A 16,432-nucleotide genomic window follows, 5' to 3' on the forward strand; every position below is an offset into this window, starting at 1 on the left:
GATATGCCAAGCAAAGCTTCGCGCGAGGCGCGTCGAGCTGTCAACGAAAATTAGCCACTTGCGAATCTTGTAGCCAAGGCTACATTTCGCCGAAGACGTATCCACGAGGAGCCCCATGACCGAACTTATCCGCAAGGAAAACATGACCAGCCGCACCCGCACGGCCATGGAAGCGGTGCTGTCGGGCAACCGGCGCGGCGGGTTTCTGTTGTTCTTCGGGCCGGCGGTGATCGCCTCGGTCGCCTATATGGACCCGGGCAACTACGCGACGAACATCCAAGCGGGCGCGGGCTACGGCTATGCGCTTTTGTGGGTCGTTCTCGGCGCGAACCTGATCGCGATGCTGTTTCAGGCGATCTCGGCGCGCGTCGGCATCGTGACCGGCAAGAACCTCGCGGAACTGTCGCGCGAGAATTTCTCGAAACCCGTGACAATCGCAATGTGGATCGTCTCGGAGATTGCGGCGATGGCCACCGATCTGGCAGAGTTTCTGGGCGGCGCCTTGGGGCTTTCGCTCCTGTTCGGCTGGCCGCTGATCTGGGGAATGGGCGTCACCGCCGTCGTCACCTATGCGATCTTGCTGTTCGAGCGCGGCGGCTTCCGCCCGATGGAGATCGTGATCGGCGCGCTCGTGGCGCTGATCGGGGCGTGCTACCTCGCGGAGATGTTCGTAGCGCCGGTCGACTGGTCCGGGGCCGTGCAAGGGTTGATCACACCCGCGATGCCCGACGCCAAAGCGCTCACGATCGCGGTGGGCATCATCGGCGCGACCGTTATGCCGCATGCGATCTTCCTGCATTCCGGTCTGACGCAGAACCGCGCGCTGACCCCCGACCCGGTGCAGAAGGCACGGCTAGTGAAATTCTCCAACCTTGAGGTGATCATCGCGCTCGCGATTGCGGGGATGGTCAACATGGCGATGGTGATCATGGCGGCCTCGGCCTTCCATAGCGGCCATTCCGAAGTGGCCGAGATCGAGAGCGCCTATCATACGCTGACGCCGCTCTTGGGCGGTTTCGCCGCCGCCGCCTTCCTGACCTCGTTGATCGCCTCGGGAGTATCCTCTTCGGTCGTCGGTACGATGGCGGGGCAGATGATCATGCAGGGCTTCATCCGCCGGCGCATCCCGGTCTGGCTGCGCCGGGTCATCACGATGGCGCCTGCCTTCGTCGTAGTATGGCTCGGGGTGAACACGACCGATGCGCTGGTGATGAGCCAGGTCGTCCTGTCGATCGCCCTGCCCGTACCCATGGTGGCACTCCTGATCTTCGCGCGGCGGAGCGACCTCATGGGCAAGTTCGCCCTGCGCGGGCCGCTTCTCTGGCTCGCCGTGCTGGGCGCGCTCATGGTGCTGGGGCTGAACTTCGTGCTGCTCTGGCAATCGGCCGGGCTGCCTGTGCCGGGGCTGGTGAGCTAAACCAGACGGAGCGAGGGGGCGCTGCCCCCGCTCTTCTCTGCCCTCCGCTTGCGCTTCGGGCGTTCGCCGGGGATATTTTAGCCACGGTGAAGAGTTAAAACGGCACGTCGTCGGCATCCGCGGCGGGCACGACAAAGCTCGACAGCAGACGTTTCTCGCCCGCCTTGTCGAATTCGACGACGAGCTTGTCGCCTTCCGAGCCCATTACCTCGCCATAGCCGAATTTCTTGTGGAATACCCGGTCGCCGATCTCGTAATCGCTCTCGCCCTTGGCGTCGATCACCATGTGGCGGGCCTCGCGCGGCTGGCTGACCCCGCGCGATTGCGCATTTTGCAGCCGCCGCCAGCCGGGCGAGTTGTAGACATCGGCGCGCGAGACGCGGTCTTCCATCGCACTGGAGCCACCAAAGCCGCCCCCGTTCATGCCGCCGCCATAGAGACCCGGAGGGGTCAGCACGTCGATATGGGCGGGCGGTAGTTCGTCGATGAAGCGCGAGGGCATCTGGCTTTGCCATTGGCCGTAGACCCGCCGGTTTCCAGCGAAGGAAATCGTGCACAGCTCCTCGGCGCGGGTGATGCCGACATAGGCCAGACGGCGCTCTTCCTCGAGGCCCTTCAACCCGCTCTCGTCCATCGAGCGCTGCGACGGGAACAGCCCGTCCTCCCAACCCGGCAGGAAGACCACGGGGAATTCCAGCCCCTTGGCCGCGTGCAGCGTCATGATCGAGACCTTCTCCTCGGTCTCGGCCTTGTCATTGTCCATGATCAGCGCGACGTGTTCGAGGAAGCCCTGCAGATTGTCGAACTGCTCCAACGCCTTGACGAGTTCCTTGAGGTTCTCGAGCCGCCCCGGTGCTTCCGGCGTCTTGTCGTTCTGCCACATCTCGACATAGCCGGATTCCTCGAGGATCCGTTCGGCCAGACGCACATGGCTGAGGTCATTTGCTGGCGCCACACCATCCTCGGCGGGCTCGATCAGCAGCTCGTCATCCTCGGCCCGTGTCACGGCGGTCACAGGCGAGGCCTGCACGACCTCCTCGTGCCAGCGCGCGACATTCTCGACGAAGAGCCGCAGTTGCCCGGCCGCCTTGCCCGAAAGCGCACCCTCGGCCACCAGCATCCGCGCGCCGTCCAGCAGGCTCAGCCCGTTCTCGCGCGCAGCCACCTGAATGCGCTGCTGCGCCTTGTCGCCAAGGCCGCGCTTGGGCGTGTTGATGATCCGCTCGAAAGCCAGATCGTCATCGGGCGAGGTCACGAGGCGGAAATAGGCCATCGCGTCGCGAATTTCGAGCCGCTCGTAGAAGCGCGGGCCGCCGATGACGCGATAGGGCAAACCAATGGTCAGGAAGCGGTCCTCGAAGGCCCGCATCTGATGCGAGGCGCGCACGAGAATCGCCTGCGAATTCAGACTGATCGGCGGATTGCCACGGGTGCCGCGCTGAATCGCCTCGACCTCCTCGCCGATCCAGCGCGCCTCTTCCTCGCCGTCCCAATGGCCGATCAGGCGCACCTTTTCGCCGCCCTCGGCTTCGGTCCAGAGCTCCTTGCCCAGACGGCCCTCATTGGCCGTGATCAGCCCGGACGCGGCGGAGAGGATATGTTCGGTAGAGCGGTAATTCTGCTCCAGCCGGATCACCGCCGCGCCCGGGAAATCCTTCTCGAACTTCAGGATGTTGCCGACCTCGGCGCCGCGCCAGCCATAGATCGACTGGTCGTCATCGCCCACGCAGCAGATGTTCTTATGCCCCTGCGCCAGAAGCCGCAGCCACAGGTATTGCGCGACGTTGGTGTCCTGATACTCGTCGACGAGGATGTAACGGAACCAGCGTTGATATTGCGCCAATACGTCCGGCTGGGTCTGGAAGATCGTGACCATGTGCAGCAGCAGATCGCCGAAATCGACCGCGTTGAGCGTCTTCAACCGCGCCTGATAGGCGGCGTAAAGCTCGGATCCGCGATTGTCGAAGGCGGCGGTCTCGCGGCCCGAGACCTTCTCGGGCGTCAGCGCCTTGTTCTTCCAGCCGTCGATCAACCCCGCCAGTTGCCGTGCCGGCCAGCGTTTCTCGTCCATATTCGCGGCGACGATCAGCTGCTTGAGAAGCCGGATCTGGTCGTCCGTGTCAAGAATGGTGAAATTCGACTTCAGCCCCACCAGCTCGGCATGGCGGCGCAACAGCTTCACGCAGACCGAGTGAAAGGTGCCGAGCCACGGCATCCCCTCGATCGCACCGCCCAGGTGGCGCCCCACACGCTCTTTCATCTCGCGCGCGGCCTTGTTGGTGAAGGTCACCGCCAAGACCTCGTTCGGGCGTGCCCGGCCGGTGTGGATCAGATGCGCGATCCGCGCGGTCAGCGCCGAAGTCTTGCCCGTGCCCGCGCCTGCCAGCATCAGCACCGGCCCGTCGAGCGTCTCGACGGCCTGCCGCTGTTGGGGGTTCAGTTTCTCGAGATACGGCGCCGCGCGCGCTTGCATGGCGCCCGCCATGGCACGTTGCGACAGGCTCGCAGCCCCTTCATACGGATCGTCGTCATCAGCCCAATTCATGGGAGGCAATCTAGCGGTTCGGCCCCCTGAGGGAAAGGGGCATGTTCAGCATCTGTTCGCCTGACGTGCGCCCCTGCGCCCGGCGTCGCTCTTGCGAAAATATTCACCGGGAGCCCGAAGGGCGGGGGCAGAGCCCCCCCCTGCACCAATAGCGATGCGCCCTGCCCCCTGGGGCAGCGTCCCTACCCGTCTTCAGCCCTGATGGATCAGTGTGGCGAAGAGCTTCGGATCGACGCTGGCCGATGCGAAGGTCTCGCCCTCGGTCAGCATGGCCACGGCGTCATGGCTGTGCAGGCTTTCCTGATGACTGGCCACGATGCGGAAGTCACCGACGCGCGGTTCGGCCAGAAGGCGCTCGGCGAAGGCGCGCACGGCATCCTCGACGAAGATCGGATTGGCTGCGTTCAATTCGGCGAAGGCCTGTTCGTCCTCACGCTTGACCATCACCTGCGTCTCGGTCGGCACAGCGGCACGGGCGAGATCGATCATGTCCTCGAACCAGAGAACGTTGCCGGGCTCGACCACCGCCGAAATCCGCGCGACAGAGCGCTGCGAATGCGGCGTGGCCAGCTGGCCGCGGCTGGCACGAGCATGCTCTGACAGCTCCAGCGAGCACGGGCACGTGGAGGAATAAACGTAATCGAGGTGAATAACCTTGGTGCGCACACCAGCCGTCTCGATCAGCTCCAGCGCGATGTCGTAATACTGCCAGCCCTCCAGCCCCGAACGCAGCGACGGCCGCTTTACCGGGAAGGAGACGCGCATCATCAGGCGCGCGTCGAAGCTTTCGAGATCGTCCATGTAGTCGTCGAGCGCGGATTCCATCACTTCGAAGGAGAAGGTCTTCTCCGCATGGGCGTAAAAGCTGCGCATCACGCGGGACATGTTGATGCCCTTCTTCTCCGCCTCGAGGCTCACCGTGCCCGTGACCGACGCCTCCAACGTCAGATCGCCGTTGTCGCGGGTATGAAACCGCACCGGCAGCCGAAAGTTCGAGATACCGACATGTTCGATCCGGGTATGGGCACCCACGATCAGCGAGGACGGACCGTTCTGCAAGTCGGGCAGCGTCGCCTTGTAAGCCGCGTCGGCTTCGAAGCTGTCGTCATATTCGCGGCTCAGATCGGGGTAGTTCGAGAGCTCGCGGTCCGGCAGGAGCCGCGCGATCGCCGGGTCAAGCTGCGCCACCTCGACCGGATCGGCCTTCGCGGCCCATGCGCGCAGCACCTCGAGCGCGGCGCGGGCGTCGTTATCGTCGGGGGTCTCGATCCTGCCTTGCACGTTCATATCCTGTCCTCCGGTATGCCCGGTCCCGCCAGATATGGGGGTTTTGGGGCTGATGTCCAAGACAATACGCCGGTTCGCGGAAATCGGTTCACCCCGATCAGGCGGCGTCGAGCGCCTCCTTGATATCGGCGATCAGGTCACCCCCGTCCTCGATCCCCATCGAAACGCGGATCAGACCGGGGGTAATCGCGATCGCCGCCCGCTCCGCTTCGGACAGATTCTTGTGGGTCGTCGTCGCCGGATGGGTCGCGATGGACTTCGCGTCGCCGAGGTTGTTCGAGATAGACACGATCTGCAGCGCGTTGAGGAAGCGGAACGCCGCCTCCTTGCCGCCCTTCAGGTCGAGCGCGAGCATGGTTCCGCCCGAGCCCATCTGCTCCATCGCCAATGCATGTTGTGGATGGTCCATCAGACCGGGATAGACTGTGCGGGCGAGTTTCTCATGGCCGGCCACGGCGCTCGCCACCGCAGCGGCGTTCGCGGCCTGCGCGCGCACCCGCAGATCGAGCGTCTGCAACCCGCTCAGCAGAACCCATGCGTGGAACGGGCTCATGGCGCCGCCGGTGTGTTTGACGTAAGTTTCCAGCGGGCCACGGATATACTCTTTCGACCCCAGCACGACCCCGCCAAGTACGCGCCCGCCGCCATCGATATGCTTGGTCGCGGAATAGACGATCACATCTGCGCCAAGCTCCACCGCGCGCGAGAAGATCGGCGAGGCGAAGACATTGTCGACCACCACCGTCGCGCCGCCCTCATGAGCGATCTTCACGATACCCGCGACATCCATCACTTCGAGGCCGGGGTTCGAGACGCTCTCGAAGAAACAGATCTTCGTCTCGGGACGCATCGCGGCGCGCCAGGCGTCGAGATCGGTCCCGTCGACCAGCGTCACATCCACGCCGAAGCCCTGCAGCACTTTCAGCACATGCAGACAGGATCCGAACATCTGGCGCGCGGCCACGATGTGATCGCCCGCCTTCACGAGGCAGGTCAGCGCGCCGTTGATCGCAGCCATGCCGGAGGCGCAGGCGAAGGCGTCCTCGGTGCCTTCGATCGACGCCATCCGGTCCTCGAACATCCGCGTCGTGGGGTTGCCGTAACGGGCATAGATGAACTCGTCGTCGGAGGCATTGAGGAACCGTGCCTCTGCGGCTTCGGCCGAGGGGTAGGCAAAGCCCTGCGTCAGAAACATCGCCTCGGCCATCTCGCCATACTGGCTACGGCGAATGCCGTCATGGACGAGTTTGGTGCGGGTCTTGCGCTCGGTCATCGGTGCCTCCTGCGGCGGTCTGTCGCGACTTGGGGCTGCGATACCGCGCAGGGGGCGTAGCGTCAACGCATAGCGGCGATGTCCCGTTCGCACCAAAGGAGGCCCGGCGCGCGTCGCGTTCCATGCCCCGCCTCCGCGCGCTCACGCGAAGGCAAGGGAACTTTCGGGCGAAAAACCGCGTTCGATTTAAAACATCAACCCGCGCCTGCGCCCCTCCCCCGAGGCCCCAATGCCGCTTCTCAAGGTCCATGCCAGCTCCGAGCTGCCCGCCGATGTCCTCGCTCAGGCGCGCGCCCTGCCGGAGGGCGCCCCGATCGTGGTGATGATCCACGGCTACGGCTACGCGGCAGGGGTCGAGGGCCGCGATCCCTACGAGCACATCTTCGCGATGGAGCCGACCTTCAATCTGCATACCGCGATCAGCTGGCCGCGTGCGCTTGGCTTCGACGGGACCAATCCCGGCGAGGGCCTCGGCATCGCGTTCAGTTGGCAATCGACGGGACGGTTGACCCGGATTTACGACATGGCCGAGATCGCCGCCCAGCGCCTTGCCCGCCTGATCGGCGCACTCAATGCCGCGACCGGGCGTCCCGTGGGGATCATCGGCCATTCGATGGGCGCGCGGGTCGCCCTGCGGGCGCTCCGCCACGCCCATGCCGGACAGGTAGCTCGGATGGTTCTGCTGGCCGCCGCCGAATTTCAAAATCGCGCCGAGGAAGCGATGGCGAGCCCTGCGGGCCGGACCTGCGAAGTGCTCAACGTCACGAGCCGCGACAACGACCTTTTCGACTTCCTCTTCGAGTGGGGTGTAGCCCGCGGGCGCGAACGCTCGCTCGGCAACGGCCTGACGCGCCCCTTGCGCAACTGGCTCGATCTGCAGATCGACGCGCCCGAGGTGATCGAGGTGCTCGACGATCTGGGCTATCCCGTCGCCCCGCCCGAAAAACGCGTCTGCCATTTCGCCTGCTACATGCGCGAGGGGCTGTTCGACCTTTACCGTCAAGTGCTGCGTCAGCCCGACCGGCTGCCGCTTCCGTTCCTCGCCGAAGCGCTGCCCAAGGCGCAAGATCCCCGCTGGTCGCGGCTATTTGCGCGCCCGCGCACATCGGGTTTCGCATTGCCCTCGTTTCAGCGCACGGCAAAGTAGAGCGGACCCTGCCGCCTAACCCGACGGAGACCCCATGATCGACCTCTATTTTTGGCCCACGCCGAACGGCTGGAAGATTTCCATCGCCCTCGAAGAGATGGGCCTGCCCTACGAGACCCACTTGGTCGATATCGGCAAGGGGGAGCAATTCCAGCCGGAGTTCCTGAAGATCTCGCCCAACAACCGGATGCCCGCGATCATCGACCGCGACGGCCCGGATGGCGAACCCGTCTCGATCTTCGAGAGCGGCGCGATCCTGCAATATCTCGCCCGCAAGACCGGCCAATTCTATGGCGAGACCGAGCGCGACCGGATCGCGGTCGACGAATGGCTGTTTTGGCAGGTCGGCGGGCTGGGCCCGATGGCCGGTCAGGCGCACCACTTCCTGAAATATGCACCCAAGCTCGAACCCTCGCAGGACCTACCCTATGCCAAGGACCGTTACCGCGCCGAGACGCGACGGCTCTATGGCGTGATGGATCGTCGTCTGGCGGAGAACCGCTACCTCGCGGGCGATTTTTACTCGATCGCGGATATGGCGTCCTGGGGTTGGGCCTCGCTCTGGGAAGGACAGGAGCAGACGCTCGACGACAAGCCGAACCTCAAGCGCTGGCTCGATGAGTTAGGCGAGCGCCCCGCCGTCAAGGCGGGCCGCGCTCTGGCCGCCGAAAAGCGCAACGACAATTCGAGCCGTGACGCGCAGAAGCACCTCTTCAAGCGCTGAGCACGTCCGCCGAACCATGAAAAAGGGCGCCTCACCGGGCGCCCTTTTGCTTTGGTCGCTCAGGACCGGATCAGTTGATCGTCAGGTCGAGCGTGATCTCGCAATTCAACAGCTTTGAGATCGGGCAGCCTTCTTTCGCGCCCTCGGCGGCCTTGCGGATCGCCTCCTCGTCGCCGGTTCCCTTCACGGTCGAGGTCAGCGCGGATTTCTTAACCGCGAAACCGTCGCCTTCCTTGTCGAGCGAGATTTCCGCCTTGGTGTCGATCACCACGTCCGAGACGCCTGCCTCTTCAAGCTGAAGCGACAGCGCCATCGAGAAACAGGACGCATGAGCCGCGCCGATCAGCTCTTCCGGGTTCGATCCGGGCTCACCCTCGAACCGGGTATTGAAGCCGTAGGGCTGCGCCTTCAGCGCGCCACTCTCGGTCGAAATCGTGCCTTTGCCGCCCTTGATGGTGCCTTCCCAATGGGCCGATGCGTGCTTGCGGATCATGAATCCCTCCTATGCGTTGCATTCGCGAGCACAACGAGACGGAGGGCCAGTGGTTCCGCCTCAGCGCCCGCGCCCGACCAGCCTATCATATTCCTGGATGGCGAAACGATCCGTCATACCCGCCACGTAATCGAGCACGACCCGCGCGAGAGCCTGCTTCGATTCCGGCCGCGTGCAGTCGCCGCCGAGGATACGGGCCCGCGAGACTTCTTCCTGCCATTCCTCGGGCAAAAGCTCCGGGCGTTCCATGAACAGGGGGAAGAGCGCGTTGATCATCTCGGTCACGCGCTTGCGCTCCACCACGACGGAGGGCGCGCGATACATGCGCTCGAACAGGAACTGCTTGAGCACCTTGAGGCTTTGATAGAGCGGCTTCGAGAAGCGGATGATCGGCCCGTCCATCTGCCGGATATCATCGACCGATTGCGGCCCGAGCGAGGTCAACCGGTTCTCGGCCACCGCGATCACGTCCTCCACCATCACGCCGAAGACCCGGCGCAGCGCCTCGTGCTGGCGCCGCGTGCGGTCGAGACCGGGATGCAGTTTGTCGACCTCGGCGAAACAGGCCCCGATCACCGGCAATTCGCACAGGTCGTCCTCGTCGAAGAGCCCCGCGCGCAGCCCGTCGTGCAGATCGTGGTGATTATAAGCCACGTCATCGGCCACGGCCGCCACCTGCGCCTCGGCGCTGGCGTTGGTCTCCAGCTCCAGGTCCCAGGCCGCATCGACCTCGGCCAGCGCATAGGGCAGTTCCTCGCGGCTCGGGAAGCTGTGCGAACCGCCCTTGTCGGAAATCGCGGGCCCGTTGTGCTTGGCGATGCCTTCCAGCGTCTCCCATGTCAGGTTCAGCCCGTCGAAGCCCGCGTAATGCTTCTCCAGCTTGGTCACGATCCGGAGCGCCTGCGCATTGTGATCGAAGCCCCCATAGGGCTTCATCAGCTCGGCCAGCGCGTCCTCGCCGGTATGCCCGAAGGGCGGATGGCCCAGATCATGGGCCAGCGCCACCGCCTCGGCCAGATCGGTGTTCAGCCCCAATGTCCCTGCAATCGTGCGCGCGACCTGCGCCACCTCGATCGTGTGGGTCAGGCGCGTGCGGTAGTAATCGCCCTCATGTTCGACGAAAACCTGCGTCTTGTGCTTGAGCCGTCGGAAGGCCGAAGAATGGATGATCCGGTCCCGATCGCGCTGGAACGGCGAGCGGAAAGTGGACATGCTTTCGGGGTGAAGCCGCCCGCGGCTCTCGCCGGGCTGGCAGGCATAGGGCTTGAGCACTGGTAAAACCTCGTCTTGTCGGCACGCTTCGGCCCTCCTATATCTCGGATGTGACGGAAATACAGGCCCCGAGGGGTCAGGAAGGCCAATCCGATGCAACTCCCTCCGAAAGTGACCGAACGCGCCTTTGCGCGACTGGCGGAAATCAATGAAGGTCGCGAGGCGCCACAGGCGCTGCGCGTGGCCGTCGAGGGCGGCGGCTGTTCTGGTTTCCAGTATGATATCAAGCTCGAAGAGGCGCCTGCGGGCGACGACATCGTGCTCGAAGGCGCGGGCCAGAAGGTGCTGATTGACCCGGTTTCTCTGCCCTTCCTCGAGAACGCCACGATCGACTTCACCGAAGAACTGATCGGCGCGCGTTTCGTGATCGAGAACCCGAACGCGTCGAGCTCCTGCGGCTGCGGCGTCTCCTTCGCGATGTAACGACGCAGGCGATGCGCCTTATCTGAAAGGCGCATTCTCGCTTCCTCTTGATATAAATATCCCCGCCGGAGGCGCCCTTCCTCCGGCGTCACTCCGCCAGTTGCAATTGGCGAAAATCGAACCCGCCTTCTAGCGTCGGCTTGATCACGGCGAAATAGGGCGAGAGATCGAAATCGCGCGGCGTGAACAGCGACGAGTGCCGGATATGCAGAATTTCTCCCTGGCTGTCGGCGCTGCCCATCACGACATCCGGCAGGATCGGGTAGTGGACCGCGTGAAACGCCTCGGCGATCACGGTCGAACAGATCGCCCGCGTCGGGTCGCCCGATCCGAGCGCCAGCATCCGCCGCCGAAACCGATGCGGCACGGGCGGGCGCGGCAGCAGGTACCGCGCGAGATCGACCACGTTTCTCAGGTCATACTGCCGCCCGACCGCGCCTTGCATGTAGTTAATCACGAGCTCAAGCTGATCGTGGCCAAGCCCGACGGGCCGACAGATGCGTGTGTTGAGATGCGCATAGGCCGAAAGCCCGGTGATCCTGACGCCTTCCTCCAGGTCCGCCTCGATCAGCTCGCCTCCGGGCGGGCCGCCGGAATAGAAGGCTGCATGGGACCAAGTGGAATGGGTAAGATACTTGATCGCCGCCGAAATCCGCCGGTCGCCCTCCACCAACAGCACATCGCCCGGCCGAAGCGTCGCGCGCAAGGCAGGGGTCGGGATGACCCCGAAAGGCTGGTAGAAGCGGGTCTGCTTTTGCAAAAACCGCGCGATTGCCTTGCCGGGCAGACGAGAGACATGCGCCATGATCTCCTCCTTGTTCAGAGGTAGGTGTGGCGCGCACAGATGCACAGCCCAGGCGCAAAGATGTGATTTTCGTTACCTGATGCGCGATGCGCTGCGCTCATTTCGGCGGTAGCGGTCCACCCATGTCGAGCCCGGTATCCATCGCCGGGGCGCGTGCCTTCTCGATACGCGACCAGAGCGCGGTATTGCCCTCTCCCTGCTGCGGCCAGACGCCCGTCAGCGCAAAGCGGAACCGCGCGGAATGGCGCGCCTCGTGCTCGATCCGGTCGATGAACTCGTCGCCATGCTCCGCGACCAGATCTTCCAGCGGCCCGGCGGCGAGCATCACCACCTGCCAGATCGTCGTCGCCCCGGTCAGCGCCTTGCGGATGAAGGTCCAGAGCACCTCGGGATATTCGCGCAGCTCGAAGACACACAGCACCGACCAAGGGAAGTCCTCGCCCTCGGGCTCCTCGGCATTGTCGGCAAGCCACAGATCGACCAGCGCCTCGACCGTGCGCACGTCTTCCGGGGCACTCGCTTCGTTACACAGGATCGAGACGAGTTCGGGGGGCAGTGGGGTTGTCATTGCATCATTTCCTTGGTCGCCGAGAGCGTCACGCCCTCGTAGTCGCGCTCGACCCGGTCGATGTCCCATTGCAGGCGCGTGAGGAACACCACGTCGCCGTCATGATCATAAGAGATGTGCTGCTTGTTGGCGTTGACCAGCTTCTCGACCGCCGCCTTGTCGCCCAACACCCAGCGGGCGGAGGTGAACTGCGAGGCCTCGAAGCGTACGGGGATGCCGTATTCCAGCTCGATCCGGCTCGCCAGCACGTCGAATTGCAGCGCGCCGACGACGCCCACGATGAAGCCCGAGCCGATCGCGGGCTTGAACACCTTGGCCGCGCCCTCTTCGGCGAATTGCATCAACGCCTTCTCGAGGTGCTTGCCCTTCATCGGGTCGGTCGCACGCACGGATTGCAGCAGTTCCGGCGCGAAGCTCGGGATGCCGGTGAAGCGAAGCGCCTCGCCCTCGGTCAGCGCGTCGCCGATGCGCAATTGCCCGTGGTTCGGAATACCGATGATATCGCCGCCCCAGGCCTCTTCCGCCAGCTCGCGGTCGGCTGCGAGGAACAGAACCGGGTTCGACACCGCCATCTGTTTCTTCGAGCGCACATGCAGCAGCTTCTGCCCGCGCGTGAAATGCCCCGAGACGAGACGCACGAAAGCCACGCGGTCGCGGTGCTTGGGGTCCATGTTCGCCTGCACCTTGAAGACGAAACCCGCGACCTTCTTCTCCTCGGGCGCCACGTCACGCTCGGCGGATTTGAAGACCTCCGGCTCGGGTCCGAATTCCCCGATCCCGTCCATCAACTCCTTCACGCCGAAGCTGTTGATCGCCGAGCCGAACCAGATCGGTGTCAGGTGACCTTCGAGGAAACTCTGGCGGTCGAAGGTGGGCAACAGTTCGCGCGCCATCTCGACCTCTTCCTTCAGTTTCTCGAGCAGATCGGCCGGAACATGTTCGGCCAGCTTGGGATCATCCAAACCACTGATCTTAATCGACTCGGCCACCTTGTTGCGGTCGGCGCGATCCATCAGTTCCAGCCGGTCGTGCAGCATGTCGTAGCAACCGAGGAAATCGCGGCCCATCCCGATCGGCCAAGAAGCCGGGGCCACGTCGATCGCGAGATTTTCCTGAATCTCGTCGATGATCTCGAACGTGTCGCGGCTCTCGCGGTCCATCTTGTTACAGAAGGTCAGGATCGGCAGATCGCGCAGGCGGCAGACCTCGAAGAGCTTGCGGGTCTGGCTCTCCACGCCCTTCGCGCCGTCGATCACCATGATCGCCGCATCCACCGCCGTCAGCGTTCGGTAAGTATCTTCCGAGAAATCCGAGTGGCCGGGCGTGTCGACGAGGTTGTAGCGGAACTCGCGATACTCGAAGGACATGGCAGAGGCCGAGACCGAAATCCCGCGATCCTGTTCGAGCTTCATGAAGTCCGAGCGAGTCCGCCGCGCCTCGCCCTTGGCACGCACCTGCCCCGCCATCTGGATGGCGCCGCCGAAAAGCAGGAACTTCTCGGTCAAGGTGGTCTTGCCCGCATCCGGGTGCGAGATGATCGCGAAGGTGCGGCGACGGGCGATTTCGGGCGGGAGCGCGGGACGGTTCATCATGCGCGCTCGTTTAGCCTGCCCGCGCGCGCCTTGCAATCGCGGCGATGGGGGCTCCGCCCCCGGGCTGACGCGCTCCCCCGGGATATTTCGACCAAGGCGAAGTTCAATCCCACGCGCCCCTTCCTCTTGGCGGAAATATCCTGGGGGTGAATTGGCGCAGCCAAGAGGGGGCAGCGCCCCCTCCCCCTCGTGGCTCGCGTGGCGCTGTGGCAGATTTACCCGGTATTCCGATGCATGCCGTCAAACGCTTGATCGGCGGGAAATTTCGCCGCAGCTAGAAGGTCACACCCGCGTGAGCGAGACCTATGAGATGACCGCCGATCCCAAACCCCATCTGCCCGACCATCCGCAGCGCTATGCGCTTGTGAACGAATTGCACGCCCGACCGTACCCGAAGCTCGGCGTCCCGGGCCACGCGGTCTATGTCGCCTTCAAGGAGCCGCGCGACGCCGCCAATCGCGACCGCAGCAAGGATCACGACCATCTCGTCGATCTTCTGACGCGCAACGGCGCGGCGCAGCCTCAGGCGGGGATCACCCATTACGCCGGCAAGATCGGGCGGCACGAGGTGAAGTGGGAGAGCCATACCGAATTCACCACTTATCTCGCTTTCGGCAAAGGCGTGTCGTCGCGCGCCTTCGACCCGGCGGAGACCGAGATCTACCCCGATAGCTGGATCGATGCGGGCCCCGGCGGGCGGATCGCCGCGGTGCAGATCCGCATCGAGGAGTTGCCCGAGAACCCCGACGACATCGCGCCGCTTCTGGAGCAATGGTTCGTCACCGAGAGCCTCGTCTGCACCTGGGTGCTCGACGGGGCTGCGGTGGTCGCGGGCGATTTCCGGATCGATCCGAACGGGCAGATGCGCTTCGCTATCTTCGCGCGGCCCGGGACCGGGCCGGGACGGATCGGGCGCACGGTGCAGCGGCTCTGCGAGCTGGAGACCTACCGGGCGATGTCGATGCTCGGATTGGCGCGGGCGCGCGACCTGTCGCAGCGGCTCAATGCGCTCGACCCGAGGCTGACCGAGATCGTGGACGGGATGGGCGACGACGCGCACTCCGCAGAAGAAACGCTGCACGACCTGCTGGAAATCTCGGCTGAGCTGGAGAGCCTCGCGGTCGCGCATTCCTTCCGGTTCTCGGCGACCGGGGCCTATGAGGCGATCGTCCGAGAGCGGGTGGAGTCCTTGCGCGAAAGCCGCTTCGAGGGGCGCCAGAAACTCAGCGAGTTCATCGCCCGGCGCTACGACCCGGCGGTGCGCACGGTGAAATCGGCGGAGACGCGGCTGCAGCAGATGGTGACGCGGGCGGCGCGGGCGGGCGAGTTGCTGCGCACGCGGGTCGATGTGGAGCGCTCGGCGCAAAACCAGAAAGTGCTGGAAAGCATGGATCGCCGTTCGGACCTGCAGCTGCGCCTGCAGCACACGGTCGAAGGGCTGTCGGTGGTCGCGATCAGCTACTACGCGATCTCGGTCGCGGGCTACCTGGCTTATCCGCTCTCGAAGAAGATCGGACTGACGAAAGAGATCATGATGGCAGGGCTGACGCCGATCGTGATCCTCGCGGTCTGGCTGATGATCCGGCGTATCCGCAAGGGTGTGGGGGGGCATTGAGGGGAGGCGTTATGCCTCCCCTCGTGTCGTACCGCCTCAGAGACAGAGAAACAGGTGCGCGTTGGTGTATTCCGCGACTTGGCGCGACGAGGCGTATTCTGCTCTCTTGCCTTTCTTGGCACAGATACGGTCCGCCTCGGCCTGGGCGTTCACCTTCACCTCAGCCTGATCGGCAAGCATTGATGTCTGGATGGTGACGCTATCCCCGTTGTAGTCGCTCACGATCGGCGTCGCAGGCACGCATCCAGCAAGAAATGGCAGCAACAATAAAGCTTTACGCATTTAGTTCTCCTCCACAAAACAAACTCACTAAACCGTGAGTGCCGTGTGAAGATCAACTCTCGCGGCCCGTCGCGAGCGGCGCGGTTAGCGCAAGGGTGACATTTAAGTCACCCTCAGAAATCCGCCGTCGCCGGGTTCGGCCCGATCCGGCCCGCAGCAGTGTCGATCTGCTTGATCTGCGCCATCTCACGCTCGCTCAGCTCGAAATCGAACACGTCGATATTCTCGCGCATCCGCTCGTGATTGGCGGATTTGGGGATCGTCACGAGGCCCAACTGGATCTGCCAACGCAAGGTGACTTGTGCGGCGGAGACGCCGTGGCGGGCGGCGATCTCGGTGAGGATCGGGTTCGCGAGCGCCTCGCCCTGACCCAGCGGCGACCAGCATTCGGTGGTAATGCCGAGCTTTTCATGCGCCGCGCGCTGGTCGGCCTGCTGGAAGCGTGGATGCAGCTCGATCTGGTTGATCGCGGGTGCCTCGCCGGTCTCCTCGATCAGCCGCTCGAGATGGTCGGGCAAGAAGTTCGACACGCCGATCGCGCGGATTCGGCCGGCGTCGCGCAACTCGATCATGGCCCGCCACGTCTCGACATATTTGTCCTTGGCGGGCATCGGCCAGTGGATCAGGTAGAGATCGAGATAGTCGAAGCCCAGCTTGTCCAACGTCTCGTCGAAGGCGCGCTTGGTTTCGTCATAACCCTGCCGGTCATTCCAGAGCTTTGAGGTCACGAAGATGTCTTCTCGTGCGACGTCGCTGTCCGCGACACCACGGCCCACGCCCGCCTCGTTGCCATAGGCCGCGGCGGTGTCGATGTGGCGATAGCCCGCATCCAGCGCATTACGGATGATGCGCGGTGTCTCGGCATCCTCCATCTTCCAGACGCCGAGGCCAAGTTGCGGGATCTTGATGCCGTCGTTGAGGGTAAGGGTCGGAACGCTCATGGTCGATCTCCTGATTGCCTATTCGGTTGGGCAACAGGTTAGGGCGGC

Annotated in this window: 15 protein-coding genes; 5 read left to right on the top strand and 10 right to left on the bottom strand. The window is 64.1% G+C overall.

Annotated features, from left to right (window positions below; genetic code table 11):
* Positions 1 to 115 precede the first annotated feature (115 nt).
* The gene (locus B6V73_RS09625) at positions 116 to 1,417 is read left to right on the top strand and encodes an Nramp family divalent metal transporter (protein WP_075774424.1); all 1,302 of its coding nucleotides are present in this window, start codon (positions 116 to 118) and stop codon (positions 1,415 to 1,417) included.
* Positions 1,418 to 1,511: 94 nt separating this feature from the next.
* Here B6V73_RS09625 and B6V73_RS09630 read toward each other — a convergent pair whose 3' ends face one another.
* The 3 genes from B6V73_RS09630 to metZ all read right to left on the bottom strand — a co-directional run bounded on the left by B6V73_RS09630 (position 1,512) and on the right by metZ (position 6,522).
* Positions 1,512 to 3,962, bottom strand: a complete 2,451-nt coding sequence (locus tag B6V73_RS09630; RefSeq protein WP_088725112.1) for a UvrD-helicase domain-containing protein — start codon at positions 3,960 to 3,962, stop codon at positions 1,512 to 1,514.
* Between the two features lie 192 nt (positions 3,963 to 4,154).
* A complete protein-coding gene (gene folE2, locus B6V73_RS09635; protein ID WP_075774422.1) occupies positions 4,155 to 5,249 on the bottom strand; it encodes a GTP cyclohydrolase FolE2 in 1,095 nt (364 codons plus the stop codon).
* 97 nt (positions 5,250 to 5,346) lie between these two features.
* A complete protein-coding gene (gene metZ / locus B6V73_RS09640) occupies positions 5,347 to 6,522 on the bottom strand; it encodes an O-succinylhomoserine sulfhydrylase (protein WP_088725113.1) in 1,176 nt (391 codons plus the stop codon).
* Between the two features lie 229 nt (positions 6,523 to 6,751).
* Here metZ and B6V73_RS09645 point away from each other — a divergent pair, with 229 nt between their 5' ends.
* Both B6V73_RS09645 and B6V73_RS09650 read left to right on the top strand, forming a co-directional pair.
* Entirely contained in the window at positions 6,752 to 7,669 is a 918-nt protein-coding gene (locus tag B6V73_RS09645) for an alpha/beta fold hydrolase (protein WP_088725114.1), read from the top strand.
* 34 nt (positions 7,670 to 7,703) lie between these two features.
* On the top strand, positions 7,704 to 8,393 hold the full coding sequence (locus B6V73_RS09650) for a glutathione S-transferase N-terminal domain-containing protein (protein ID WP_088725115.1): 690 nt from the start codon (positions 7,704 to 7,706) through the stop codon (positions 8,391 to 8,393).
* Between the two features lie 70 nt (positions 8,394 to 8,463).
* On the opposite strand, the gene B6V73_RS09655 is transcribed toward B6V73_RS09650, so the two are convergent.
* Positions 8,464 to 8,886, bottom strand: a complete 423-nt coding sequence (locus B6V73_RS09655) for an OsmC family protein (RefSeq protein WP_075774418.1) — start codon at positions 8,884 to 8,886, stop codon at positions 8,464 to 8,466.
* 60 nt (positions 8,887 to 8,946) lie between these two features.
* Entirely contained in the window at positions 8,947 to 10,158 is a 1,212-nt protein-coding gene (locus B6V73_RS09660; protein WP_075774417.1) for a deoxyguanosinetriphosphate triphosphohydrolase, read from the bottom strand.
* A gap of 93 nt (positions 10,159 to 10,251) precedes the next feature.
* Between B6V73_RS09660 and B6V73_RS09665 the strand changes: the two genes are divergently transcribed.
* Positions 10,252 to 10,581 (top strand): iron-sulfur cluster assembly accessory protein, encoded by a 330-nt coding sequence (locus B6V73_RS09665; protein WP_075774416.1) that lies wholly within the window; start codon positions 10,252 to 10,254, stop codon positions 10,579 to 10,581.
* A gap of 88 nt (positions 10,582 to 10,669) precedes the next feature.
* Here the strand turns inward: B6V73_RS09665 and B6V73_RS09670 are convergent, their stop codons facing one another.
* The 3 genes from B6V73_RS09670 to B6V73_RS09680 form a co-directional block, all read right to left on the bottom strand.
* Positions 10,670 to 11,386, bottom strand: a complete 717-nt coding sequence (locus B6V73_RS09670) for a lipo-like protein (RefSeq protein ID WP_088725116.1) — start codon at positions 11,384 to 11,386, stop codon at positions 10,670 to 10,672.
* Positions 11,387 to 11,483: 97 nt separating this feature from the next.
* Positions 11,484 to 11,954, bottom strand: a complete 471-nt coding sequence (locus tag B6V73_RS09675; protein WP_088725117.1) for a DUF6869 domain-containing protein — start codon at positions 11,952 to 11,954, stop codon at positions 11,484 to 11,486.
* Positions 11,951 to 13,546 carry a peptide chain release factor 3 gene (locus B6V73_RS09680; RefSeq protein WP_075774413.1) on the bottom strand — a complete coding sequence of 532 codons (1,596 nt, stop codon included), beginning with the start codon at positions 13,544 to 13,546 and terminating at the stop codon, positions 11,951 to 11,953. The genes B6V73_RS09675 and B6V73_RS09680 overlap by 4 nt, the downstream gene beginning before the upstream one ends.
* A 310-nt stretch (positions 13,547 to 13,856) precedes the next feature.
* On the opposite strand from B6V73_RS09680, the gene B6V73_RS09685 reads away from it, so the two are divergent.
* Positions 13,857 to 15,161, top strand: a complete 1,305-nt coding sequence (locus B6V73_RS09685) for a DUF3422 domain-containing protein (RefSeq protein WP_088719392.1) — start codon at positions 13,857 to 13,859, stop codon at positions 15,159 to 15,161.
* A 36-nt stretch (positions 15,162 to 15,197) separates the two neighbouring features.
* Here B6V73_RS09685 and B6V73_RS09690 read toward each other — a convergent pair whose 3' ends face one another.
* Entirely contained in the window at positions 15,198 to 15,443 is a 246-nt protein-coding gene (locus B6V73_RS09690) for a hypothetical protein (RefSeq protein WP_075774412.1), read from the bottom strand.
* A gap of 113 nt (positions 15,444 to 15,556) precedes the next feature.
* Positions 15,557 to 16,384, bottom strand: coding sequence for an aldo/keto reductase (locus tag B6V73_RS09695; protein WP_088725118.1), 828 nt, complete (start codon positions 16,382 to 16,384; stop codon positions 15,557 to 15,559).
* Positions 16,385 to 16,432 lie beyond the last annotated feature (48 nt).

This window comes from Thioclava sp. JM3 (assembly GCF_002213185.1).
Taxonomy (GTDB): Bacteria; Pseudomonadota; Alphaproteobacteria; order Rhodobacterales; family Rhodobacteraceae; genus Thioclava; species Thioclava nitratireducens.

Excerpts from the sequence above, each read along its gene's own strand:
- B6V73_RS09645 (WP_088725114.1), top strand. The coding sequence starts at position 6,752 with ATGCCGCTTCTCAAGGTCCATGCCAGCTCCGAGCTGCCCGCCGATGTC.
- B6V73_RS09690 (WP_075774412.1), bottom strand. The coding sequence starts at position 15,443 with ATGCGTAAAGCTTTATTGTTGCTGCCATTTCTTGCTGGATGCGTGCCT.
- B6V73_RS09685 (WP_088719392.1), top strand. The coding sequence starts at position 13,857 with ATGACCGCCGATCCCAAACCCCATCTGCCCGACCATCCGCAGCGCTAT.
- B6V73_RS09630 (WP_088725112.1), bottom strand. The coding sequence starts at position 3,962 with ATGAATTGGGCTGATGACGACGATCCGTATGAAGGGGCTGCGAGCCTG.
- B6V73_RS09655 (WP_075774418.1), bottom strand. The coding sequence starts at position 8,886 with ATGATCCGCAAGCACGCATCGGCCCATTGGGAAGGCACCATCAAGGGC.
- B6V73_RS09670 (WP_088725116.1), bottom strand. The coding sequence starts at position 11,386 with ATGGCGCATGTCTCTCGTCTGCCCGGCAAGGCAATCGCGCGGTTTTTG.
- B6V73_RS09695 (WP_088725118.1), bottom strand. The coding sequence starts at position 16,384 with ATGAGCGTTCCGACCCTTACCCTCAACGACGGCATCAAGATCCCGCAA.
- B6V73_RS09680 (WP_075774413.1), bottom strand. The coding sequence starts at position 13,546 with ATGATGAACCGTCCCGCGCTCCCGCCCGAAATCGCCCGTCGCCGCACC.
- metZ (WP_088725113.1), bottom strand. The coding sequence starts at position 6,522 with ATGACCGAGCGCAAGACCCGCACCAAACTCGTCCATGACGGCATTCGC.
- B6V73_RS09650 (WP_088725115.1), top strand. The coding sequence starts at position 7,704 with ATGATCGACCTCTATTTTTGGCCCACGCCGAACGGCTGGAAGATTTCC.
- folE2 (WP_075774422.1), bottom strand. The coding sequence starts at position 5,249 with ATGAACGTGCAAGGCAGGATCGAGACCCCCGACGATAACGACGCCCGC.
- B6V73_RS09675 (WP_088725117.1), bottom strand. The coding sequence starts at position 11,954 with ATGACAACCCCACTGCCCCCCGAACTCGTCTCGATCCTGTGTAACGAA.
- B6V73_RS09625 (WP_075774424.1), top strand. The coding sequence starts at position 116 with ATGACCGAACTTATCCGCAAGGAAAACATGACCAGCCGCACCCGCACG.
- B6V73_RS09665 (WP_075774416.1), top strand. The coding sequence starts at position 10,252 with ATGCAACTCCCTCCGAAAGTGACCGAACGCGCCTTTGCGCGACTGGCG.